This is a genomic window from Acinetobacter sp. AB03, from assembly GCF_058107045.1.
Genome location: NZ_JBUEBA010000002.1, coordinates 409,020 through 430,093 on the forward strand (window position 1 = coordinate 409,020; position 21,074 = coordinate 430,093).

General features: G+C 43.1%; 23 protein-coding genes, 4 pseudogenes and 3 other annotated features. Of the genes and pseudogenes, 11 read left to right on the forward strand and 16 right to left on the reverse strand.

Translation table 11 applies throughout. The features are described from left to right. Positions 1–64 precede the first annotated feature (64 nt). Positions 65–284: a sequence feature (23S ribosomal RNA rRNA prediction is too short), on the forward strand. A 3-nt stretch (positions 285–287) separates the two neighbouring features. Continuing rightward, positions 288–955: a sequence feature (23S ribosomal RNA rRNA prediction is too short), on the forward strand. Positions 956–971: 16 nt separating this feature from the next. Continuing rightward, positions 972–1,336: a sequence feature (23S ribosomal RNA rRNA prediction is too short), on the forward strand. A gap of 7 nt (positions 1,337–1,343) precedes the next feature. The 3 genes and pseudogenes from ACY3FQ_RS02295 to ACY3FQ_RS02305 form a co-directional block, all read right to left on the reverse strand. After that, positions 1,344–2,681 (reverse strand): annotated as a pseudogene (locus ACY3FQ_RS02295) (dihydrolipoyl dehydrogenase); the annotation flags it as partial. Between the two features lie 185 nt (positions 2,682–2,866). Further along, positions 2,867–3,292 (reverse strand): protein tyrosine phosphatase family protein, encoded by a 426-nt coding sequence (locus tag ACY3FQ_RS02300; RefSeq protein ID WP_062031268.1) that lies wholly within the window; start codon positions 3,290–3,292, stop codon positions 2,867–2,869. Beyond that, on the reverse strand, positions 3,285–3,620 hold the full coding sequence (locus ACY3FQ_RS02305) for a protein tyrosine phosphatase family protein (protein ID WP_125274947.1): 336 nt from the start codon (positions 3,618–3,620) through the stop codon (positions 3,285–3,287). The genes ACY3FQ_RS02300 and ACY3FQ_RS02305 overlap by 8 nt, the downstream gene beginning before the upstream one ends. A gap of 124 nt (positions 3,621–3,744) precedes the next feature. Here ACY3FQ_RS02305 and ACY3FQ_RS02310 point away from each other — a divergent pair. From ACY3FQ_RS02310 to ACY3FQ_RS02320, 3 genes and pseudogenes are all read left to right on the forward strand, one after another. Further along, positions 3,745–4,640 (forward strand): annotated as a pseudogene (locus ACY3FQ_RS02310) (alpha/beta hydrolase). Further along, the gene (trxC, locus tag ACY3FQ_RS02315; protein ID WP_489773570.1) at positions 4,641–5,072 is read left to right on the forward strand and encodes a thioredoxin TrxC; all 432 of its coding nucleotides are present in this window, start codon (positions 4,641–4,643) and stop codon (positions 5,070–5,072) included. A gap of 17 nt (positions 5,073–5,089) precedes the next feature. Beyond that, positions 5,090–5,509, forward strand: coding sequence for an acyl-CoA thioesterase (locus ACY3FQ_RS02320; protein ID WP_151836488.1), 420 nt, complete (start codon positions 5,090–5,092; stop codon positions 5,507–5,509). 62 nt (positions 5,510–5,571) lie between these two features. Here the strand turns inward: ACY3FQ_RS02320 and ACY3FQ_RS02325 are convergent. The 3 genes and pseudogenes from ACY3FQ_RS02325 to ACY3FQ_RS02335 all read right to left on the reverse strand — a co-directional run bounded on the left by ACY3FQ_RS02325 (position 5,572) and on the right by ACY3FQ_RS02335 (position 7,223). Further along, positions 5,572–6,068: pseudogene (locus tag ACY3FQ_RS02325) on the reverse strand (nuclear transport factor 2 family protein). 137 nt (positions 6,069–6,205) lie between these two features. Continuing rightward, on the reverse strand, positions 6,206–6,706 hold the full coding sequence (locus tag ACY3FQ_RS02330; protein WP_489773571.1) for a DUF4442 domain-containing protein: 501 nt from the start codon (positions 6,704–6,706) through the stop codon (positions 6,206–6,208). A gap of 28 nt (positions 6,707–6,734) precedes the next feature. Continuing rightward, on the reverse strand, positions 6,735–7,223 hold the full coding sequence (locus ACY3FQ_RS02335) for a YajQ family cyclic di-GMP-binding protein (RefSeq protein WP_004697619.1): 489 nt from the start codon (positions 7,221–7,223) through the stop codon (positions 6,735–6,737). Between the two features lie 91 nt (positions 7,224–7,314). Between ACY3FQ_RS02335 and ACY3FQ_RS02340 the strand changes: the two genes are divergently transcribed. Next, positions 7,315–7,629 (forward strand): rhodanese-like domain-containing protein, encoded by a 315-nt coding sequence (locus ACY3FQ_RS02340; RefSeq protein WP_218289260.1) that lies wholly within the window; start codon positions 7,315–7,317, stop codon positions 7,627–7,629. Between the two features lie 101 nt (positions 7,630–7,730). On the opposite strand, the gene mnmC is transcribed toward ACY3FQ_RS02340, so the two are convergent. Genes mnmC through ACY3FQ_RS02360 form a run of 4 tightly spaced genes read right to left on the reverse strand, consistent with a single transcriptional unit; the run spans position 7,731 to position 11,129 of the window. Next, positions 7,731–9,644, reverse strand: a complete 1,914-nt coding sequence (gene mnmC, locus ACY3FQ_RS02345) for a bifunctional tRNA (5-methylaminomethyl-2-thiouridine)(34)-methyltransferase MnmC2/FAD-dependent 5-carboxymethylaminomethyl-2-thiouridine(34) oxidoreductase MnmC1 (RefSeq protein WP_489773572.1) — start codon at positions 9,642–9,644, stop codon at positions 7,731–7,733. A gap of 30 nt (positions 9,645–9,674) precedes the next feature. Next, positions 9,675–10,178, reverse strand: a complete 504-nt coding sequence (locus ACY3FQ_RS02350) for an SH3 domain-containing protein (RefSeq protein WP_004983442.1) — start codon at positions 10,176–10,178, stop codon at positions 9,675–9,677. Between the two features lie 4 nt (positions 10,179–10,182). After that, the gene (locus tag ACY3FQ_RS02355; RefSeq protein ID WP_094148281.1) at positions 10,183–10,485 is read right to left on the reverse strand and encodes a YciI family protein; all 303 of its coding nucleotides are present in this window, start codon (positions 10,483–10,485) and stop codon (positions 10,183–10,185) included. 29 nt (positions 10,486–10,514) lie between these two features. Continuing rightward, on the reverse strand, positions 10,515–11,129 hold the full coding sequence (locus tag ACY3FQ_RS02360; protein ID WP_004983445.1) for an inner membrane-spanning protein YciB: 615 nt from the start codon (positions 11,127–11,129) through the stop codon (positions 10,515–10,517). Positions 11,130–11,173: 44 nt separating this feature from the next. Here ACY3FQ_RS02360 and ACY3FQ_RS02365 point away from each other — a divergent pair, with 44 nt between their 5' ends. Continuing rightward, complete coding sequence (locus ACY3FQ_RS02365; protein WP_126035264.1) at positions 11,174–12,025, forward strand: PHP domain-containing protein; 852 nt, start codon at positions 11,174–11,176, stop codon at positions 12,023–12,025. A 67-nt stretch (positions 12,026–12,092) separates the two neighbouring features. On the opposite strand, the gene ACY3FQ_RS02370 is transcribed toward ACY3FQ_RS02365, so the two are convergent. Beyond that, a complete protein-coding gene (locus ACY3FQ_RS02370) occupies positions 12,093–13,004 on the reverse strand; it encodes a bestrophin family protein (protein WP_489773573.1) in 912 nt (303 codons plus the stop codon). Positions 13,005–13,079: 75 nt separating this feature from the next. Next, entirely contained in the window at positions 13,080–13,772 is a 693-nt protein-coding gene (radC, locus tag ACY3FQ_RS02375; RefSeq protein WP_178928809.1) for a RadC family protein, read from the reverse strand. Between the two features lie 111 nt (positions 13,773–13,883). Between radC and coaBC the strand changes: the two genes are divergently transcribed. Together coaBC and ACY3FQ_RS02385 are read left to right on the forward strand one after the other, a co-directional pair. After that, entirely contained in the window at positions 13,884–15,158 is a 1,275-nt protein-coding gene (gene coaBC, locus ACY3FQ_RS02380; protein ID WP_489773574.1) for a bifunctional phosphopantothenoylcysteine decarboxylase/phosphopantothenate--cysteine ligase CoaBC, read from the forward strand. Positions 15,159–15,233: 75 nt separating this feature from the next. Then, on the forward strand, positions 15,234–15,623 hold the full coding sequence (locus ACY3FQ_RS02385) for a cytochrome b562 (RefSeq protein WP_178929041.1): 390 nt from the start codon (positions 15,234–15,236) through the stop codon (positions 15,621–15,623). 59 nt (positions 15,624–15,682) lie between these two features. Here ACY3FQ_RS02385 and secB read toward each other — a convergent pair whose 3' ends face one another. The 4 genes from secB to rsgA all read right to left on the reverse strand — a co-directional run bounded on the left by secB (position 15,683) and on the right by rsgA (position 17,997). Then, positions 15,683–16,132 (reverse strand): protein-export chaperone SecB, encoded by a 450-nt coding sequence (gene secB / locus ACY3FQ_RS02390; RefSeq protein ID WP_004697631.1) that lies wholly within the window; start codon positions 16,130–16,132, stop codon positions 15,683–15,685. Positions 16,133–16,159: 27 nt separating this feature from the next. Next, positions 16,160–16,414 (reverse strand): glutaredoxin 3, encoded by a 255-nt coding sequence (grxC, locus tag ACY3FQ_RS02395; protein WP_004697632.1) that lies wholly within the window; start codon positions 16,412–16,414, stop codon positions 16,160–16,162. Between the two features lie 19 nt (positions 16,415–16,433). Then, positions 16,434–16,841 (reverse strand): rhodanese-like domain-containing protein, encoded by a 408-nt coding sequence (locus tag ACY3FQ_RS02400; RefSeq protein WP_004697633.1) that lies wholly within the window; start codon positions 16,839–16,841, stop codon positions 16,434–16,436. Positions 16,842–16,938: 97 nt separating this feature from the next. Continuing rightward, on the reverse strand, positions 16,939–17,997 hold the full coding sequence (gene rsgA, locus ACY3FQ_RS02405) for a ribosome small subunit-dependent GTPase A (RefSeq protein ID WP_489773575.1): 1,059 nt from the start codon (positions 17,995–17,997) through the stop codon (positions 16,939–16,941). 124 nt (positions 17,998–18,121) lie between these two features. Here rsgA and orn point away from each other — a divergent pair, with 124 nt between their 5' ends. From orn to ACY3FQ_RS02425, 4 genes and pseudogenes are all read left to right on the forward strand, one after another. After that, on the forward strand, positions 18,122–18,676 hold the full coding sequence (gene orn / locus ACY3FQ_RS02410; RefSeq protein WP_004697635.1) for an oligoribonuclease: 555 nt from the start codon (positions 18,122–18,124) through the stop codon (positions 18,674–18,676). A gap of 158 nt (positions 18,677–18,834) precedes the next feature. Continuing rightward, positions 18,835–19,569 carry a Bax inhibitor-1/YccA family protein gene (locus ACY3FQ_RS02415; protein WP_010327547.1) on the forward strand — a complete coding sequence of 245 codons (735 nt, stop codon included), beginning with the start codon at positions 18,835–18,837 and terminating at the stop codon, positions 19,567–19,569. Between the two features lie 145 nt (positions 19,570–19,714). After that, positions 19,715–20,518 carry an enoyl-ACP reductase FabI gene (locus ACY3FQ_RS02420; protein ID WP_004983469.1) on the forward strand — a complete coding sequence of 268 codons (804 nt, stop codon included), beginning with the start codon at positions 19,715–19,717 and terminating at the stop codon, positions 20,516–20,518. Between the two features lie 260 nt (positions 20,519–20,778). Then, a pseudogene (locus ACY3FQ_RS02425) lies at positions 20,779–21,074 on the forward strand (DUF6036 family nucleotidyltransferase); the annotation flags it as partial.

Below are 21,074 nucleotides of genomic sequence, written 5' to 3' on the forward strand. Positions count from 1 at the left end.
CGACTGTTTGGGGTTGTATAGTCAAGTAATTAAGTGCATGTGGTGGATGCCTTGGCAGTCAGAGGCGATGAAAGACGTAATAGCCTGCGATAAGCTCCGGGGAGGCGGCAAATATCCTGTGATCCGGAGATTTCTGAATGGGGAAACCCACCTGTCATAAGGCAGGTATCGTATGATGAATACATAGTCATACGAGGCGAACGAGGGGAAGTGAAACATCTCAGTACCCTTAGGAAAAGAAATCAATTGAGATTCCCTCAGTAGCGGCGAGCGAACGGGGAAAAGCCCATTAAGTCATATAGGTTAACCGCATAGGGGAGCCGTAGAGAAATCGAGTCTTAATAGGGCGTTTAGTTGCTGGGTGTAGACCCGAAACCGGGTGATCTATCCATGAGCAGGTTGAAGGTTGGGTAACACTAACTGGAGGACCGAACCCACTGTCGTTGAAAAGCCAGGGGATGACTTGTGGATAGGGGTGAAAGGCTAATCAAACTCGGTGATAGCTGGTTCTCCCCGAAAGCTATTTAGGTAGCGCCTCGGACGAATACCATTGGGGGTAGAGCACTGTTTCGGCTAGGGGGTCATCCCGACTTACCAAACCGATGCAAACTCCGAATACCAATGAGTACTATCCGGGAGACAGACTGCGGGTGCTAACGTCCGTAGTCAAGAGGAAAACAATCCAGACCGCCAGCTAAGGCCCCAAAATTATAGTTAAGTGGGAAACGATGTGGGAAGGCATAGACAGCTAGGAGGTTGGCTTAGAAGCAGCCACCCTTTAAAGAAAGCGTAATAGCTCACTAGTCGAGTCGGCCTGCGCGGAAGATGTAACGGGGCTAAAACTATATGCCGAAGCTGCGGATTTGCAATTTATTGCAAGTGGTAGGGGAGCGTTCTGTAAGCCGATGAAGGTGTATTGAGAAGTATGCTGGAGGTATCAGAAGTGCGAATGCTGACGTGAGTAACGACAATGCGAGTGAAAAACTCGCACGCTGAAAGACCAAGGGTTCCAGTCCAACGTTAATCGGGGCTGGGTGAGTCGACCCCTAAGGCGAGGCCGAGAGGCGTAGTCGATGGGAAATTGGTTAATATTCCAATACTTCTATGTAATGCGATGAGAGGACGGAGAAGGTTAAGTCAGCCTGGCGTTGGTTGTCCAGGTGGAAGGTTGTAGGCATGTATCTTAGGCAAATCCGGGGTACTTAGGAAGTTCAAAAATACAGAAAAGCGGAGAATATGCATCTATATAAAAGAACACGCATAATGAGTTTCGCAGTTTAGGTATCTAGCTGTCGACGTGCATGTTTTAATGCCGTTCTTAAACCTTCTTCAAGGGTTGGGTGATAAAACGGTTTTTCCAAAACTTCATCGACGGTCAGTTGTTCTGCAATCATCCATGCCAGTAAATGGGCCAAATGTTCAGTAGACTCTGTGAGTAATTCAGCACCAAGTAGTTTTCGGCTGGTTTTATCCACATAGACCTCAATGGCTCCATGGTTCTTACCCAGAACCAATGCACGTCCTTGTTTAGCATAAGATACTTCGCCGATGACAAAAGCGATAGGTGCACTTTGTAGTTGCTTAAAGTTTTGTCCAACCATTGCCATTTCTGGGTTGCTAAACACGATACCTAAAGGCGTTAGGGTTTTGCATGATTCTATAGTAGGGAAATTTAATGCATTTTTGACCGAAACTTTACCTTCGTGAGCGGCTTCATGTTGTAATGGAGTATCAGTATGTGCATCGCCAATGATAAAAATTGGGTAATCGGCGAGTTGTTTGGTCTCAGGATCAACAGGTAAATGTTTTAAGTCTGTGAATGAGGTGTCGATATTTTCGAGTTGAAGGGTATTTAAAAGGCTGCTTCGGCCAGTGGCAACCAGTAAATAATCGACGTTAAGTGTTTTAGGCTGACTATTTTCAGTAAAACTAATTTCAACTTGATCGTTTATATACTTAACTTTAGTGGGTAAAACTTCGAACTTGATGTCAAGTTCGGTGCTAATTTCTGTTTGTACCAACTGCTGCAATTTTGGACTGGTCAGAACGCCGACTTTACGGCTACGTGCAAAGACCGTGGTATTGACGCCAAGTCGTTGCATGGCTTGCGCAAGTTCAATCGCGATGACCCCACTCCCAATCACCGCTAAAGATTTGGGTAAAGCATTAAGTTCAAAGATTTGATCGGAGGTGATGAGTCGGTTACCTAGTTCATTCTTCCATGCTGGGTCAAAGCTAGGTGTGGAGCCTACCGCTAAAATAAAGCTTTTGGCTTGGTAGTGTTGCCCATTAACTTCGACTGTTTTTGAATCGATAAAGCGAGCACGGCCCTGAATTTTATGAGACTCAGGCCAGCTCTCTACGGTTTTAAGGGTGCTATGAGTAAAGCGATCACGGAGTTTTTGTACGTGTTGCATGACCTGACTGCGGTCTATTTTTGACTCTACTTGCAATCCGACACGATCCGCATGTTGAATATCATGCATGCGATTTGCTGTAGAAATTAGCACTTTTGACGGCATGCAGCCGACACGTGCACAAGTGGTGTCCCATGGCCCATCATTAATGATTAATAGATTTTGTGTGGACTTCACGGCTTGTTGGTAGGCTGCGATACCCGCAGTTCCAGCCCCAATAATAATCAGATCATACATAAGCAAACGTTTATCTAAGCGAGACATAATCTATAGTTAACATATTCAGGGCTGTAGATGATTATATTTTGTAAAAAAAAACGGCACTAGATGCCGTCTTTACTTTCATTTGACTTACTAAGCCAGTACCAACGCTTACCCCAACGGTAGGACGTACATTCATTGAACTACATGCTGTCATTAAGATACAGCAGAGTAAAAGCAGCAACAATTTATTCATGGAGTAATCCTCGTTGTTTTGCCTGATTGAACAGCAGACTAGAGCGAGCACCACTCTTACAGACCATTAAAATAGGCTTGGGCAATTCATTATAATATTTAGCAAATTCGACCACGTCTGTTTCAGAAATTTTACTGCTGGTAACCGGTTGGTAAATTACGCTGACTTTGGACTGTTCCGCAATATTACGCAGTTGATCAACGCGAACGGTATTGCCTTGTTCTTGATCTGGTCGGTTGACAATGACCGACTTAAAACCTTGTTTTATCAACTGTTGAAACTTGTCTTGGGTCATTTCCCCTGAAACGCTGAGCTGTGGGCTGAGTGCTTGACTCAGGTTATTCGTTGCCGCCCATAATGCACTGCTTGTTAAAATCAGAGCAGTGCAGATGACACTTTTAAACAACCGTTTAGTCATCTAACAGGTCCATTTGTTTCGCCAGTTGGTATAAGTTGTTTGAACGATTACCAGTACGGCAGAACATTAAAACAGGTTTTGGTAGCTCATTGAAATGATTGGCAAAAGTGCGTACATCCATTTCTGTGATTTGCCCTGCAACCACAGGTTGATAGACATAATCGAGGCCTGCAACACGTGCTGCTTCTTCAATTTGAGCGCTGGTCGGTTGTTCTGCGCCACCTTCCATATCTGGGCGGTTATTGATCACAGATTTAAACCCTTTTTCAACCACTTGAACCAAATGTTCTGGGCCAATTTGACCTGCAAAGCCTACATTTTCGCTCATGCTGTCACTCCAAAATTAAACTAATCGAGATATGCTTTATGATAGCATTAAGCTGAAAGTTCAGCCTATGCTGTTGAAATATTTATAAGCGATTACAACCATAAAATAACGCAATGGAGCAGGTATGCACGCCTATACCGTTGAACCACTATATGTCAAAAGTGGCCAAGAGGTCATTGCTGCGGATTTTTATCGTCCGAAAACCGAAGAAAAACCAGCAGTGATTGTGATGGCCCATGGCTTGGCTGGGCTGCGCCAATTCAAACTAATCCAATTTGCGCAGCGTTTTGCACAAGCGGGTTATGCAGTCGTGTTATTTGACTACCGTTATTGGGGCGGGAGTACGGGGCGCCCAAGAGAGCTGGTGTCGATTAAAAAGCAGCTCGAAGACTGGCGCACCATGATTAACCACCTCAAAGAACGTAAGTCGATCGATAGTCGACGGATCGTGCTGTGGGGGACGGCACTCAGCGGTGGATATGTACTCGATATTGCTGCAGAGTTCAAAAATGTTCAGGCGGTGATGGCGCAAGTGCCTTTTGTCGATGGTGCTGAAAGTGCCAAGCTTTACCCGTTACAGCAACTCCCGAAAGCGTTAAAGCTGTCCAGCCAAGATTATATGGGGGGAAAGTGGGGATGTCCCCGACCACTTTACCTGTGGTTGATCCACGTGAGTTATGTTTTTTACCGACGCAAGATGCGTATTTGGGTTATCGTTCGATTATTAATCCTGATTATTATTGGAGTGGTGAGATACCTGCCCGATTATTTTTTAATTTAATTCGTTATCGTCCCATTCAAAATGTCAGACAAATTAATATTCCTGTACTTTTCATTGCTGCCAAGCATGATAGTTTAATTCCGATCGAATCCAGTCGTGAAGCCGCGACTAATATTGCCCCTTTTGTTCAATATCATGAGTGGGAAATGCAGCATTTTGATATTTATCATGCCAGTTGGTTTGAAAAAGCCATTTCGACCCAATTAGAATTCTTACATCAACATATTGGAGTCAACTAAATGATTATCGTCTGTCCTACTTGTTTGGCCAAAAATCGTGTGCCTGAAGAGAAATTGAGTGCCAATCCGAGCTGTGGCCAATGCCACGCAGCACTTTTACCTACGGCACCGATTGAATTGAATGAGCAAAATTTTAGCCAGTTCATTAGCCATAGCGATTTGCCAGTGTTTATTGATTTATGGGCAGAGTGGTGTGGTCCATGTAAAATGATGGCTCCGCACTTTGCTGAAGTGGCGAAACAAAATCCACAAGTGATTTTTGCCAAAATTAATACCGAAGAATCTCCACGATTAAGTAGTGCCTTTAATGTGCGAAGTATTCCAACCTTAGTTTTAATGAATAAAACTACTGAAATTGCTAGAATAAGCGGCGCGCTCCGTGCGCCACAATTGCAACAATGGTTAGATCAACAGTTGCAAGCCCAGCCATAACGAAAATTGGAGTCAACGTGTCAGAGATTCATGTGAAACCAGAAGGGATGCTATCTCTTCAAACGATTGCAATGCCAGCTGATACCAACTGGAGTGGAGATGTGTTTGGTGGTTGGATTGTGTCACAAATGGATTTGGCCGGCGCAATTCACGCAGAACGCTTTAGTAAAGGGCGTTGTGCAACGATTTCGATTAATCAGATGACGTTCTTGGTCCCTGTCAAAGTCGGGGACGTGATTAGTTGTTATACTAAAATTTTAAAAGTAGGCAATACCTCGATTCAAATGGAAATTGAGGTATGGGATAGTCATGATAGTTCACGCCCACCTGTACGTGTAACTGAAGGTGTATTTACCTTTGTGGCAGTGGATGTCAAAGGCAATAAGCGCCAAATTCCAACTGATGTGAAAGAGAAATTTTTTGCCAATCAAGCTTGAGACGAGCTAAAAGCCAGTAATAATACTGGCTTTTTTATAATTATTTGAAAAGTGATTAAGCTTTAGAACATCGTGTTGCTATTTGCTGATTCGGCAGGCACGCTCTGCACGGCATCCCAATGTTCTACAATTTTACCTTGTTCGACACGGAAAATATCAACGACAGCCTCTCCGCGGTCTTGTGCATTTTGGGTGGAGTGGACGTGCAGTACAACCAAATCACCATCGGCAATCACACGCTTGATGGTACTTTTTGCTTGTGGGTGTTCTTTAAAATACTGGGTGAAATAGTTTACAAAAGGCGCTTTGCCGTCTGCAACATAGGGATTATGTTGAATGTATTGTGTACCAATATAGCGGTCAGAATAGGTTTGAACCTGATGCTTGCTAAAAACGCCTTCATAAAAGTCCACCACAATTTTTTTATTTTGTTCAGTCAGGGCAGAGGTAGAATGATGACTCGGCGTTGCTGAAACCGATGAGTTGGCTGGTTGTGCTGTTGGCAGGCCACCAGCCCCAAAGAAAATAAGGCAGTCGCTAAAATTAGTCTTTTTTTCATCAAGTCAGCTCAAATATTCATGTTATGTAGCATGATTTTGAGCTGAGTCGAAACAAAGATATAGTAAGTTTTAGTCGCAGCTTTAGCGTGTTGTTGTAAATTTTATACTTACCAAACAGTAAGTTATATTTACATTTTTACTTTTTTAATGATGCTTTGTCGAGCCACGCCCATAACATTTCACATTGAACGGGTGCTTCACCCGATTCATCCATTACTGTCACAGAAACTAAAGTTTCACCCTTGGCGGTGGTTTGCATCAGTTGCTGTTGTTCTGGTGTTAAGGTGGCTGTCGCTGTCATGGCACCTTTACTCGGACGTTTAAAGTCAACGTGCATGCTTTTAATCAGAACGATGCAATGATCAGGTACATTCATCCCTGTTACAAAACCTGTTGCCGTTTCAGCAATTAAGGCCATAGCACAGGCATGCAGTTGACCAATATGGTTTTGCATGGCGCGGTGATTTTCGATTTTGACCACGACTTCGCTTGGGCTGACTTGCAAATAACGAATATTGGCACTGCCGACCATGGGAACTATGCGACCAAAAGCTTGACTCCATAATCGCGTACGCAACGCTTTCGGCAAGCGTGACGTGGTTTTTACAAGTTTTGATAAGCGATTGGCCTTTGGCATAGTTACCTCAAATGATCAAACAAGAGTATTAGTCTTTAAAGTTATTGAACTGTAAAGGCAGACCAAATTGTTGTTCTTTTAAAAACGTCATTACTTGCTGTAATGTATCGCGCTTTTTATCAGTCACACGAATTTTGTCGCCTTGAATTGAAGATTGCACTTTAATACCGCTTTCTTTAATGGCCTTGTTAATTTTTTTTGCGGTATCTGAGTCAAGTCCGTCTTTTAATTTCACCACTTGAAGTACATTTTTACCTGAAGCAGTCATTTTTTGTGGATCAAGCGCTTGAATATCGACTTTACGCTTAAAGAAATGGTTCTCTAACATGGTATAAACTTGTTCACACTGGAAATCACTTTCAGTTGAAATTTTGATTTCTTTGTTTTTTTCATTGAGTTCAATTGAAACGTCCTGACCACGGAAGTCGAAACGGGTTGCGATTTCCTTTTGGGTGTTCTGAACGGCATGATTTACTTCAAAAATTTCTAATTCTGAAACAATATCAAAAGATGGCATGGATTAAACCTTTACAAATGGAAAGAATATCTGAGATGCTAGGGATGTTTTCTTCATTTGCCAAGTGTTGTTTACATCAAAGGAGTGCGCAATGATCCGTAAACAAGAAATTACAACATTTGAGTTCCCAGAGGATGCGATCATCTGGGATGTACGCGATTCAAGTGCTTATGCTGAAGCACACGTGAAAGGGGCGATTAATCAGCCAATCACAGAACTTTCAGCACAGAGCCTTACTCAAGTGTCGACGGATCAACCGATTTACATTTTATGTGGTGGCGGTAGTAAAGCGCCACGTGCTGCAGAGTTACTCGAAGGTTTTGACAGTGAGCGTGAGTATGTGATTTTAATGGGTGGTACACGTGCTGCTCGTGCTGCTGGTTTAGTCTTAGAACAAAGTAATTAAGCAGAAGCAAAAAAAGCGCCGTCAGGCGCTTTTTTAATGTCTTAGAAATTTACATTTCTCTATTTATAGCGCCATATGCTGTACTTGAGTCATAAGCAGAACTAAGACTGCGCTTTAAAATAAGGCTTTTTGGCTTTGAGCTTTTTATGGAATCGGGTCGGACTGAGCTTTTGTAGCAGTGACTCAGGAACGGGACAGGCCTCTTTCAGTATTTGCGCCGCTAAAATTTCACTACATAAAGGGGCAAACAAAAAGCCTTTAGAACCCAAGCCAGCAAAGCTATAAATTTCAGTCTGTTCAGACATTTTTCCAAGGACTGGAAAATAGTCCAAACTTTGCGCGCGAACAGATGCACGCCCTTGCCAAGTCGTCACATCAGGAAGCGATTGTGCATAATCTGGAAAGACACTGTGGATAAGCTCGTAGTTATGCACATGGTCTTCAAGTAAAACATCGCTGTCGTCCCGATTGGGATAGAAGGATGCACCTAAGATGAGTTGTTGAGTATCAAGCTGCATACAATAGCCGCCATAGCTATAAGCTTGATTGAGGGTCAAAGGTTGTGTGGTGTTCTCCACCCAACTGACTTGTCCGCGAATGGGCTTCAGCACAGGGTACTGCTCAAAGAAAGCAGCCGTGTGGCGCGCACAACAGACAATCACGTGATCAAACTGACCGAGAGATTGAGCTTGTTCATTGAAAAGTTCATTGTGCTCTGGGTGGATTTGAGTAATGTTGGCTTGTACGAACTGAATGAGCGGATGCGCTAAGATTTGATCTTTGAGTTGATGTGGTGAGACAGCGCCGGCTTCAGTTAGATTCAGACTGGGATATTCGGTGATTAACGCAGAATCAGCAGCGGTTTCGGCTGTCAAAAGATCCGCAGGGTATTGTTGTTCGAGATCGAGTAAGTCTTCGGCTTTTTTCAGCGCCAGTTGATGTACTTGAATGGGGCGAAAAGCCTGAAACTTGGGATAGTGCTGTAAAGCATGTTGCCAAGCCAAGGTCATTAAATGTTCAGGACTTTGTTCAATCGGACAAAGTTTGGGGTTGAGTAAGGCCAGTGGATTGCCTGAACCTCCTGCAAGTGGCTCAGATTGGTCGTAGAGCGTGACTTCATGCCCGCGCTCAGCAAAGGCCCATGCACTACTTAAACCTGCAATCCCTGCGCCAATGATAGCAATTTGGCGTTGTTTAAAAGCGTGTAGTACTTGATCAGGTTGATTTTGATTCAATACTGATTGGGTATCTACAGCGTCTGATGTGTTTTCAGGCTCAGCAGCTAACCAGATGGCTTTGAGCATTTCGCGTTTATGCTTATAGCCACGCGGACGTGAAATAGAAATACCATGCTGTGTTAAACCACGTTTGAGCACGCCTGCGACACTAAATGAAGAAAATGTCGTTCCAATACCAGATAGGCGAACGATGTGATTCAGTACTTGCTCTTCCCATATGTCTGGGTTACAGGCAGGTGCAAAACCATCGAGGAACCATGCGTTAACGCGACTGGTTTTTGCCATACTGGGAAAAACATCGTGAGCATCGCCTAACCAAAGGTCAAGGCTGAAACGTTCCTCAGGGAAGCTCAGGCGATGACAACCCGCAATCAGATGCGGATACTGTGCAATCAGTTGATCGGCGATCGGTTTGAGTTCAGGCCAGACATTGAGTGCACGTATCAGATCAGTTTTAGACAGCGGAAATTTTTCAACTGAAATGGCATGAAGGTGGCTGTGGTTATTTGGGCGAACCTGTTGCCAAAGTTGCCAAAGCGCCAAGATGTTGAGCCCTGTGCCAAAACCTGTTTCACCAACACTAAAATATTCAAAGGGCTGAAGATTGGACAGACGCTCAGATAAATCATTACCATTTAAAAACACATGGCGAGTTTCGAGTAGGCCATTGTCTTTGGAAAAATAGACATCGCCAAATTGTTTTGAGACTGGCACATCTATGCCATCAATCTGTTGCCACTCTAAATCGGCAGTTTGAATTGCACGCGACACAACCACAGCACCCTATTGTTTTCAATAGGGCTTAGCTTACCACTGACGACGACGTTTGGTATAAACGTAACTGGCAATTAAGAAACCCAGTAATACGCCAACAGCGATGGTCGCCGCGCCGTAGAGGAACATTTGCGCACTACGTTCGCTTTGTAAGACTTGTACTTGTACACCGAGGCTATCATTTTTGAGTTGTAGCTCTTGGTTTTGCGCCAAAGCATCAAGGTTGGCTTTTTCCAATTGTGCAAGACGTGAAGCTTGGTCTTTGACCAATGCTTTGACTTTGGCATCTTGCAATGCTTTGTTTTTGGCAAGTTGTTCAGCGGTGAGTGGTTTGGCTTCTTGTGGTTGACCTGTTGGGCTAACTGTGGCCACCGCTGGAATGATTTTCGGTTGAGTTGTACTGCCTTGCACCAGAACAGGTGCGGCAGTCGTTGCTGGTACAGCAGAGGCTACACTCGGGGCAGGAGCGGTTTCAACGGCCCACGCCATAGAAGAAAGAAGAGATAAGCCCAATAAGCTTGTGACAACAACGCGCATGACCTTATCCTTGAGGGAATGCTTTATTAAATGGTTTAACATCAATCTGACGATAAACCCCTGCTTTTAAGAATGGCTCTTCCTGTAACCAGACATCGAGTGCTTCACGTGATTCAAAGTCAACAATGATTGTACTGCCGTAAAAGCCTGCTTGCGGATTGCTTGGATCTTTTGGCATCGCTCCTGCAACAATTAAACGACCTTCATCATTGAGCTTTTGTAAACGAGCAAGATGTTCTGGACGTGTAGCAAGACGTTTTTCGACTGTACCTTCTTGATCGGTACATGTGACGACGAATAGCGGCATATGAGTTCTCGATGTATGTTCTGGCTAAATTACTCTTCAGAAGATTTAAAGTATTTACGCAATACAATAAACTGAATAATGATAAAGGAAAACATCACGATCATGTCACCAAAAGCCGTGAATTCTCCCCAATATTTTCCGTCCATAAATAAAAATGCGAAAAATACGTGTAAAAAAGACATGAGGGCAAACATAGCAGCCCATGCAAAGTTTAAATTTTTCCAACCTGCATCGGTTAAATTGAATATTGGGCCGAACAAGCGTTTGATCAGCGGTTTACGTTCTTTGCCAAAATAAGGAGAAAGTAAGAAAGCGCCTGAGAAAATAATATTCAGTAAGGCTGCTTTGAGTTTGATGTAAAAGTCATCCGACAGCATTAAGGTGACACCGCCGAAAATAACCGTCATAAACAACACAATCCACTGTTGTTTGTCTAAACGGAACTTTTGCATGAAGAACAGTGCGCCGTAAACCACCAGCATCGAAATAATCAAACCTGTGGTGGCTACAAGAATATTATTATTATCGACACCCCCAGCAGAACCAATCAATTGGAGCAATGGGTGATCAGTATTTTTAGGATCTACAGTTTTATATAAATAAAAGAAAATGATCAGCGGCACAAAGTCTAAAAGTGCTTTCATGTTAGAGTATCTAAATCTGTTCAAATAAATAGCTAGTATAAGTGATGGAAGGCGTAGATTTACATACTCACAGCAATATTTCTGATGGCACTTTCACACCGAAGCAATTGGTTGATGCTGCCGCGGAAAAAGGCATCCATACCTTGGCTTTGACAGACCATGACACTATGGATGGTCTTGCGTTGGCAGAGTTGGCTGCAAAGTCGCATGCGATGCGTATTATTTCGGGTGTAGAAATTTCGAGCCAGTGGTCGAGACCCTCAACCCAGAAAAACTATGGCGTGCATGTGGTTGCATTGAATATGCAAGACTTAGAACCACTGCAAAAATGCCTTGAACAGCAAAAACAAATCCGTGCGCGACGCGCTAAGCAAATCTGTGATTTGTTGATTCCATTGATTGGTGAAGATATTTATCTCGATGTTTTAGCGAAAGTTGAACAGATGCCTGACCGTGTGACTCGAACGCATATTGCCAAGACCTTGGTTGAAAAAAAGTATGTGAGTCGTGCGCAACAAGCGTTTGATAAATATATTAAGGAAGGTAAGAAAGCCTACGTGAAATTTGATGGGCTGGGCTTAGAAGAAACTATTCAAGTGATTCATGCCAGTGGCGGTTTTGCCGTGTTGGCGCATCCGACACGGTATGATTTATCTGCTACGAACATTCGCTATCTGATTGAAATATTTGCGCAGTTTGGTGGGGATGCGGTTGAGTTGCCGCCCAATGTCGAACCGACATCTACCCGTCAAATGGTGGACCGAATGATTGCCGAGCATGGTTTAAAAGTATCGGTCGGGAGTGACTTTCATGGTGACAATATGCCGTGGATTAAGTTGGGCAATATTCCCAGAGTCAAAGACGGACAAGTGGGGATTTGGGAAAGTTTTATCTAAAGATTTTTGACCATTCCTACCTTCTCCAAGAGCTATATAGCCTAAGAGAAGGTCAGTGTGCGCTTGATTAGAGTAAGTTATTGTCTTGTGCTTGAATGGGGGGGGGAGTCGGTTTACCTAAAGTCCCAAGCAGTTCAATTTCGATGGTACGTACCATCGAGTCCAGCGGCAAGTCATTACTTTGCGTTCCGAAAGGTTCTTCAATTTCCGAGCTTAAAGCATCGAGTCCTAAGAAAGTATAGGCCAACACACCAACCAATAGCGGGGTGAAAATACCCAAGGTTGAGCCTAAGCTGAACGGTAAAATGAGACAGAAAAAATACACCGTACGATTGAGTAATACCGAGTAGGCAAAAGGTAGCGGCGTTGTCGCAATACGGTCACAACCAGTTTGCACCACACTCAAGTCAGCAACGTGCTGGTTCAACTGCGCATAGACAATGTCACTAATTTCACCTTCTTTTAATGCCTGCATCAACTCCCATTGAATCAAGCTGAGCGTATACTGCGGGGCATTGGCTTGTTGATACAGTTGAGTCAGCGCATTTTGACTTAAGCCACTGGTCTGCACCAATTCTGTTGGATTGGCTGTTTGATGGCGTAAACGGTCACGTAAGACATTGGCAAAGACAATCACATGTTGAATTACACGTTCACGACGACCTTGGGTCAAGATACGACAGTCACGGTCAAAGTGACGCGAGTTAGCAATTAAAATGCCCCATAACTTTCGCGCTTCCCACCAACGGTCATAGCAGGCACTATTTTTAAAGCCGAGGAAAATAGAAAGTACCACCCCAATGAGGGTGAAGCCGACCAAGGGCACTTCAGGGAAGTGGAAATAGCCGACATAGGACAAAATGCCAATAATGGCAGAGACCAACATGACCACACCCAAAGGGGGTAAAACTTTGGGAAGAATGGTGCCACGCCATGAAAAAAGCACCTTAAAAATACTGGGCTGATCACGCACAATCATGTGATTAGAATTCTTTTAAAATTTTGCTTGATCTTCATATTTGTCGCGGTATTTGTCAATCATTTGTCTGCATATTTAAACGGATTGGATCAGGCCGTGTTCAGCAAAAGAAAAAGCACCTTCGGGCGATAAGATGAAATGATCAATCAGTTGAATATCCACGAGCTGACTGGCTTGAAGAATACGCTCTGTCAGTTCGATGTCCGCCGCGGAGGGCTGAGCTTTCCCAAGTGGATGATTATGGGCAATCACCATGAAAGTGGCGTGTTGAGCAATACAGTAACGGAGCAATAGATTGATCGATATTTCACAAGAATTGACTGCACCAAAGAACAATTTTTTAAAGTTTATTTTTCTTAAATGTGCATCCAAGCAAAGCACTGCAAAGACCTCTTGGTTTTCGCCTGAAAACTCATACTGTAAAAAATTGAGCAGTTGAGCTGAATGATTGAGTTCCAACTTGTGTTGCTTGAGCTGCTGGCTACTGTAGCGTCGCCCCAATTCTTTGACGGCCATTAATTGTGAATACTTGGTCGGGCCAATACCGTGAAATTGGCTGAGCTCGGGCAGTTCAGCATCAAAAACCGCATTCAGACTACCAAAATGTTGCAACAAAAGACGTGCCAATTCGACTGCAGAATGTTGTGTTGAACCCGAGCGGATGAAAATAGCCAGCAGTTCTGCATCGGAGAGGCTGGCTGGTCCTTGTTGTAATAAGCGTTCACGTGGCCGCTCTTGTTCGGGCCATTTTTTTATGGATAAGTGCATTATTTAATACTTTTTTATTCTTAATCTGAGAAACAGGGCCCAATCGATGATTGGGTACGAGACTATTTAATGCTATTGTGAGCGCCACTGCAACAGAAAGGTAGCCTGTTCGTGAGCTTTGATCTCAGTGTAATTCCAAATAAAAATATCCTTTTAGCTGTTACGGGCGGTATTGCTGCCTATAAAAGTGCCATTTTGGTCCGCCGTTTAAAAGATGCGGGTTTTCAAGTCCGTGTGGTGATGACCGAAGGTGCACAGGCTTTTATTACGCCGCTAACTTTTCAAGCTTTGTCGGGCAACCCCGTCCATACAGAACTTCTCAACCCTGAAGCCGAAGCGGGCATGGGGCATATTGAGCTAGCACGTTGGGCAGACTTACTCTTGGTTGCGCCTGCCAGTTGCAACACCATTGCAAAGTTTGCTGCGGGTTTAGCCGATGACCTGCTTTCTACTTTATATTTAGCCACCAAAGCCCCTGTATGGGTCGCACCAGCCATGAACCAACAAATGTGGGCAGCAAAAGCGACGCAGCGTAATTTAGCGACTTTGGTGGAAGATGGCGTGCATGTGATCATGCCAGATGCGGGTGCGCAAGCTTGTGGTGATGTCGGGTTAGGCCGTATGCCTGAGCCTGAGGATTTGGCACATCAAGTGACAGAATACTTCCATAAAGCGCAGCGTGCCATGGCTGAAAAATTTGGGATGTTGGCGGGTAAAAAAGTAACCATTACTGCCGGGCCAACGCGTGAAGCGATTGATCCTGTGCGTTATATTTCCAACCACAGTACTGGGAAAATGGGCTTTGCCATTGCTGCTGCATGTTATGCGGCAGGAGCCAAAGTGACTTTAATTGCAGGTCCCGTCAGCTTAGACACACCGAACGGTGTACGCCGAATCAATGTTTCATCTGCCATGAAAATGCTGGATACCAGCATGCAGATGTTAGATGAAGGCTGTGATGTGTTTATCGCGACTGCCGCTGTTGCGGACTATCGAGTTGCAGAAGTCGCAGAGCATAAGATTAAGAAAGCAGGGGATGAGCTCAATGTTTCTTTAATCAAAAACCCTGATATTGTGGCGACCATTGCACAGCAAGATAAACGCCCGTTCATGGTGGGTTTCGCAGCAGAAACACGTAATGTCGAGGAATATGCCGCAGGTAAATTGGTCGCGAAAAAGCTCGATATGATTGCCTGTAATGATGTGTCACGTGCTGATATTGGTTTTGCTTCTGATGAAAATGCGATGACGGTCTTTTTTGCAGAAAGCTATAAAATGGAAAAGCGCGATCTAGAAAAAGCGTCGAAACAAGAAATTGCTTTGCAGTTGGTTGAAGCGATTCATGATGCTTTACATCGAGACCCTGAAAGTGATGATGATTTTTAATTTACATCGGTCTTAATTTTTGCGATATTCAATGCAGCCTTAGGCTGCATTTTTTGCAAACTCATAGGAATAAGAATGAAAACATTATTAAAGGTTGTGCTGTTGAGCAGTGGTTTATGTTTGGCAGGACTTGCACAAGCGTCGGAAGTGCTAGAAGGTGCGATGAAATCTTTGGCGAAAAACTCAAAAGCTTTTACTCAAGCCAAGACTGCCACAGAGGCGAATACCGCATTAACTGAAATGCAAAAAGCCGCGGCAACTGCCAAACAAAACAAGCCTGACAGCTTGGTGAAACAACCCAAAGACAGTGTTAAAGTGAAACAATATGAACAAAAGTTTGATGCATTAACCCAAGAAATTGAACATGCTCAACATTTGGTACAGGCAGGGAAACTTGCGGAAGCCAAACAAAGTTCAGCCAAGTTTGAGGCCATTAAGCAGCAAGGCCATAAAGCATTTAAATAATTCAGTACAATAAAAAAGACCGCAAAGCGGTCTTTTTATTGTTCGAAGGGCTTAAAGTTTTAAGCTTGACCTTCAACAGCGGCTGCTTGAGCACGCTGCATATTTGCTTCGAACTCAGCATCAAAGTTAATTGGTGTAAGCAACAATTGTGGGAAACTGCCTTTAGTAACCATATCATTCACCGCTTCACGAAGGAACGGGAACAAGATGTTTGGGCAATATGCACCTAAGATGTACGGAAGACGTTCTTCTTCAACACCATCTACAAGGAAAATACCCGCTTGAGTAACATCGACAATAAACGCCGTGTCGCCTGCATTGTTTGCTTGTACAACCACTTTAAGTGAAACTTCGTAGTGAGTTGGATCAACTTTTTCAGCAGAAGATGACAAGTTAATGTTCAACTCTGGTTGCCATTCTTTGGTAAAAACTTGCGCCCCTGGGACTTCAAAAGAAATATCTTTTGTGTAAATACGTTCTAAAGCAAGTTGTGGTTGAGCTTCACTCATTTTCTAATCCTTAATATGCTGAGCTAATTATGCCAATAGTTGGTCGAGTTTGCCTTCACGCTCTAAAGCATAAAGTTGATCAAAGCCACCAATAAATTGGTCATCAATAAAAATTTGTGGAACCGTACGGTGATTGGTGCGTTGCATCAATTCAATGCGGACTTCTGGCGCTTCTTTAGATAAATTAATTTCTTTATATTCAACGCCTTTGCGCTCAAGGAGCTGCTTTGCGCGAACGCAATATGGACATACAGTCGTTGAGTAAATAGTGACTTGAGCCATGAGTTTCTCCTTGTGCAAATTATTTAGCTTTAACCAGTGGTAAGCCTTGAGCCTTCCAGTTGCTAATCCCGCCATCTAAACGATAGCTGTCAGTATGTGCAACTTGTTGTAAAGCAGTACCTGCCACTTGGCCTAAGTTACAGATGAACACGAGTGGACGATCTGCAGCTTTTAACTCTTCAGCATGTTTTGTAATTTGGCTGTAGGGAATGTTGCGACTTCCACTGATATGACCTTCACGGAAATCTTTGGCATCACGTAAGTCAATCAACATGGCATTTTTAGCTTTCACTAAAATACCTAAAGATTGTGGTGAAATTTTGCGACCATTGCGTTGTCCTTCAAGTACGAAAAACAAAACAACCAATACCGCAAGTGTTCCAAATAAGAAGGGGTGATTCCCCATAAACTCGAACCAACGTTCCACAAGTCACCTAAATTACAATTCAAAAATTGCTAGAGAGTATAGCTCATAAAATATGGTGATCAAAATCACCGCTTCAAGGGCTAAGGTTGAATAAAAATTAATTTTTTTGCTGAGCTTCAGCAATTTCATCAATCAGACGTAAATAGCTGTCTAAACGGCGCGTTAAAATTTCACCATTTGCCGCAGCTAAGCGTAAAGCGCATTGTTTTTCATGTTTATGGGTGCAGTTACGGAACTGACAGTAGCCCAGCAAGTTTTCAATTTCAGGAAAACCGCGTTGCACTTTGTCCGCATCTAAGTGCCATAAACCAAACTCACGAATTCCTGGTGAGTCAATCAGCGAGGCGCCTTCGCCAAAATCAATCAAACGGGTAGAGGTCGTGGTGTGCTGACCTAAGGCTGAGTTTTCAGAAATCACATTGGTTTTTTGTGCAGCGTCAGGCACGATGGCATTAATTAGAGTACTTTTACCAACGCCAGATTGGCCAACAAAAGCCACAGTTTCATTTTTTAAACGCTGAGTCAGTGCTGTTAAGTCACCATCGGCTTGTGTTTGCATCACTTCATAGCCTAAGGCTTGATATTCTGCAATCAACGCTAAAATCGGGTCATTGTCTTTGAGCAAATCGGTTTTGTTCAGTACCAAAAGTGCTGGAATGTTGGCATCGGCACAGGCCACCAAATAACGGTCAATCAGACCTGGTGCTGGCTCAGGCAGTGGCGCAAATACAATCACAATCAGACTGATATTGGCAGCGACAGGTTTTACTTTATGATAACGGTCTGGACGAGTCAGTAGTGACTGACGTGGCTGTATGGCATTGATGATCCCGAGCCCTGTATTTGGGTCGGCTTGCCATTTGACACGATCACCTGTGACCAGTAGTTCGAGGTTGGTGCGTGTATGACAGCGCCAAATGCTGCCGAGTTCAATCGGTTTCCAAAACGGTTCAGGTTCGCCTGCTTGTACCGTCGGTTTGATGGGATGTGGATCTGGAGTCGTAAGGGCTTGCACTTCAAGCTGACGGCCGTAGTGTTGTACCACCAAGCCTTCTAAATCATTTGAAGTGTCGATATCTTCTTGACGTGTTTGCTGTTGTTTCTGAATGCGACGTTGTTGCTGTTCAGTTAAACGACGTTTACGAATTAAAGCCATTCATATCCTAAAAAACCATGAATTCAAGATGGCAAAAATAGCACGAAGCAGGGTATCAGTTACAGCATCGAAGCAATTAATTTGCTACTATCATCGTTTTTAAGCCGAATAAGATTGCACATTTATGAGCAGCACCGCTGATACGCGTTTGATTTGGATTGACCTTGAAATGACAGGTCTCGATACTGATAATGACCAAATTATTGAAGTTGCTACAATTGTGACGGATGATAACTTAAATATTTTAGCTGAAGGGCCTGTGCTTGCTGTACATCAGCCAGACCGTGTGCTGAATGCAATGGATGAGTGGAACACCCGCCAACATGGTCAATCTGGCTTAATTGAACGTGTACGTCGTAGTAAATTGACTGCGCAAGATGCAGAGCAGCAAACTTTAGAATTTCTAAAGAAATGGGTCAATCCAAAAAGCTCACCAATGTGTGGCAATTCAATCTGCCAAGACCGCCGTTTTTTACACCGTTTAATGCCTGAAATGGAACAATATTTCCACTACCGTAATTTAGACGTGTCTTCGGTAAAAGAGTTGGCTAAACGCTGGCGTCCAGAAATTATGAGTGGCTTGAAAAAGAATGCTTCACACTTAGCGATGGATGACATTCGTGATTCGATTGCGGAACTGAAGTATTATCGTGAATACTTTTTTATTATGAATAAATAAGTAGTAAAGAAAGAGGCGTTAGCCTCTTTTTTATTGAAATCGAATAGAATAGAGCTGAGGGTATTTGTGTAGAAAAAAGAAACACTTTTTTGCTATACAAGTTTAAAACACGCTTTATGATAAAGTAAATTAATTAAATTATAACAAAGAGTTGAGTTATGCAAAGTAATAACCCTATTTTGAACCGCGTGGAAACACATGCGGACTATAGTCAACCGATGACTGTGCAAGGTGCCATTCAAAAGTCTGTATTACTTACAGTGATTGCGGCTGTGGTCGGTATGGCGCTGTTTTTCTACTGTTTCATGACCTTAAATATTTCGCTGGCCTATGCTGCAACCTTAGTCGGGGCAATTGGTGGTCTGATTTTAGGCCTGATTGCAACTTTTAAACCAAATACCGCACGTACCCTTGCCATTCCATATGCCTTGTTTGAAGGTGCTTTTTTAGGTGGGGTGTCGGTTATTTTCCAATTGAAATATCCGGGTGTACCTTTACAAGCGTTGTTGGCAACTTTTGTCACCACTTTAGTAATGTTTGGTTTGTATCGTTTTCAAATTATTCGTGCCACTGAAAAATTCAAATCTGTAGTGATGTCGGCATCAATTGCCATCGCGATTGTGTTTGTGGTGCAGATGGTCATGCGTTTGGCTTTTGGTTCAAGTATTCCATTTTTATTTGAAAACAACTTATTAGGTCTAGGTTTTGCCGCTTTTGTTGCAGTGATTGCATCACTGAACTTAATTCTAGATTTTGATTTGATTGAAAGTGCTGCGGCACAACACGCTCCGAAAGCGATGGAGTGGCTGTGTGGTATTGCGCTACTAGCAACTTTGGTGTGGATGTACTATTCATTCCTACGTCTACTCAGCATGTTGCGTGGCGACGACTAATCTCCTTAGTTTTAACAAATACGCCCCTTCATTGGGGCGTATTTGTTATTGAATGTTGATGAATTGAAAAAAAGGCGCATTATGCAATTTCGGTTTCAACTTAAACTTGGCATTATGCAGATAAATTATTTTGAGTGAGAGTCACATGGCACAAGGACTATTGGCTGGAAAGCGTTTTTTAGTAGCAGGTATTGCAAGTAAATTATCAATTGCATTTGGTATTGCTCAAGCGCTTCACCGTGAAGGCGCGGAACTTGCATTTACTTATCCAAATGAAAAACTGAAAAAACGTGTAGATGAATTTGCAGCACAATTTGGCTCAACGATTGTTCTACCATGTGATGTGGCTGTCGACGCTGAAATTGAACAGACTTTTGTTGAATTGGCAAAACACTGGGACGGGTTAGACGGTGTAGTACATTCGATTGGTTTTGCGCCTGCGCATACCTTGGATGGTGACTTTACCGATGTAACGGATCGTGATGGTTTTAAAGTGGCACATGACATCAGTGCATATAGCTTTATTGCTATGGCGCGTGCTGCGAAGCCATTACTTTTAGTTCGTCAAGGTTGCTTATTGACCTTGACTTACCAAGGTTCTGAGCGTGTGATGCCAAACTACAACGTGATGGGTATGGCGAAGGCCTCGCTAGAAGCGGGTGTACGTTACTTGGCTTCAAGCTTGGGTGCAGAAGGGATTCGTGTGAATGCGATTTCAGCAGGCCCAATCCGTACTTTGGCTGCATCAGGTATTAAATCGTTCCGTAAAATGTTAGACGTCAACGAAAAAATTTCACCACTTAAACGTAATGTGACCATTGAAGATGTGGGTAATGCCGCATTATTCCTTTGCTCACCTTGGGCAAATGGTATTACGGGTGAAATCATGTATGTCGATGCAGGTTTCAATACTGTAGGAATGAGTCCAGACTTGATGCTCGATGAGTAATTAGACTGATTCATGTTATATGATAAAGCCGCTTTTATAGCGGCTTTGTTTTCAAAATGGTAGCGAGACTCTAAAAATTATAGCAATATGTTAAGCTCCTAATATTGTTGCTTTAAAGTTAATTTAATTTGTTGTTTTATAAAATAAAAATTTATTAAAACTAAAGAGCTGAAACGTTGATAATCATTTTCAAAAGATTTAAAATTTGATTGAGTTTACAAGAAAAATGTCAACTCATATACTTCATCTAGAGATAGCGCATGGTCACTCTACACACTGAAACACCTTTAGCAAAGGCTATTTTTGAACTATTCAATGATTTGGCTCAATTAATCAAAGACAATCACAGAGACTTAGTTGCTGGTTCAATAACTGCTTATATATTTGGAGGTTGTGCAGTTCACTTGTATACAAATGCACGTGGAAGTAATGATTTAGATGCAGAATTAATCGCTGCAAACAAACTTGATATCAACAGCATAATTTTAGAGCTTGATCCTGTCTATTTTGATGATCCAGAGGCAGGTGAGTCAAGCCTAGATTTTGATATAAATTT

Coding starts and splice junctions, on each gene's coding strand:
- ACY3FQ_RS02365 (WP_126035264.1), top strand. CDS start 11,174: ATGGAAGGCGTAGATTTACATACTCACAGCAATATTTCTGATGGCACT.
- ACY3FQ_RS02415 (WP_010327547.1), top strand. CDS start 18,835: ATGCAAAGTAATAACCCTATTTTGAACCGCGTGGAAACACATGCGGAC.
- secB (WP_004697631.1), bottom strand. CDS start 16,132: ATGAGTGAAGCTCAACCACAACTTGCTTTAGAACGTATTTACACAAAA.
- rsgA (WP_489773575.1), bottom strand. CDS start 17,997: ATGGCTTTAATTCGTAAACGTCGTTTAACTGAACAGCAACAACGTCGC.
- grxC (WP_004697632.1), bottom strand. CDS start 16,414: ATGGCTCAAGTCACTATTTACTCAACGACTGTATGTCCATATTGCGTT.
- ACY3FQ_RS02385 (WP_178929041.1), top strand. CDS start 15,234: ATGAAAACATTATTAAAGGTTGTGCTGTTGAGCAGTGGTTTATGTTTG.
- ACY3FQ_RS02370 (WP_489773573.1), bottom strand. CDS start 13,004: ATGATTGTGCGTGATCAGCCCAGTATTTTTAAGGTGCTTTTTTCATGG.
- orn (WP_004697635.1), top strand. CDS start 18,122: ATGAGCAGCACCGCTGATACGCGTTTGATTTGGATTGACCTTGAAATG.
- ACY3FQ_RS02360 (WP_004983445.1), bottom strand. CDS start 11,129: ATGAAAGCACTTTTAGACTTTGTGCCGCTGATCATTTTCTTTTATTTA.
- radC (WP_178928809.1), bottom strand. CDS start 13,772: ATGCACTTATCCATAAAAAAATGGCCCGAACAAGAGCGGCCACGTGAA.
- ACY3FQ_RS02335 (WP_004697619.1), bottom strand. CDS start 7,223: ATGCCATCTTTTGATATTGTTTCAGAATTAGAAATTTTTGAAGTAAAT.
- ACY3FQ_RS02350 (WP_004983442.1), bottom strand. CDS start 10,178: ATGCGCGTTGTTGTCACAAGCTTATTGGGCTTATCTCTTCTTTCTTCT.
- ACY3FQ_RS02355 (WP_094148281.1), bottom strand. CDS start 10,485: ATGCCGCTATTCGTCGTCACATGTACCGATCAAGAAGGTACAGTCGAA.
- trxC (WP_489773570.1), top strand. CDS start 4,641: ATGATTATCGTCTGTCCTACTTGTTTGGCCAAAAATCGTGTGCCTGAA.
- ACY3FQ_RS02420 (WP_004983469.1), top strand. CDS start 19,715: ATGGCACAAGGACTATTGGCTGGAAAGCGTTTTTTAGTAGCAGGTATT.
- ACY3FQ_RS02340 (WP_218289260.1), top strand. CDS start 7,315: ATGATCCGTAAACAAGAAATTACAACATTTGAGTTCCCAGAGGATGCG.
- ACY3FQ_RS02300 (WP_062031268.1), bottom strand. CDS start 3,292: ATGACTAAACGGTTGTTTAAAAGTGTCATCTGCACTGCTCTGATTTTA.
- ACY3FQ_RS02305 (WP_125274947.1), bottom strand. CDS start 3,620: ATGAGCGAAAATGTAGGCTTTGCAGGTCAAATTGGCCCAGAACATTTG.
- ACY3FQ_RS02330 (WP_489773571.1), bottom strand. CDS start 6,706: ATGCCAAAGGCCAATCGCTTATCAAAACTTGTAAAAACCACGTCACGC.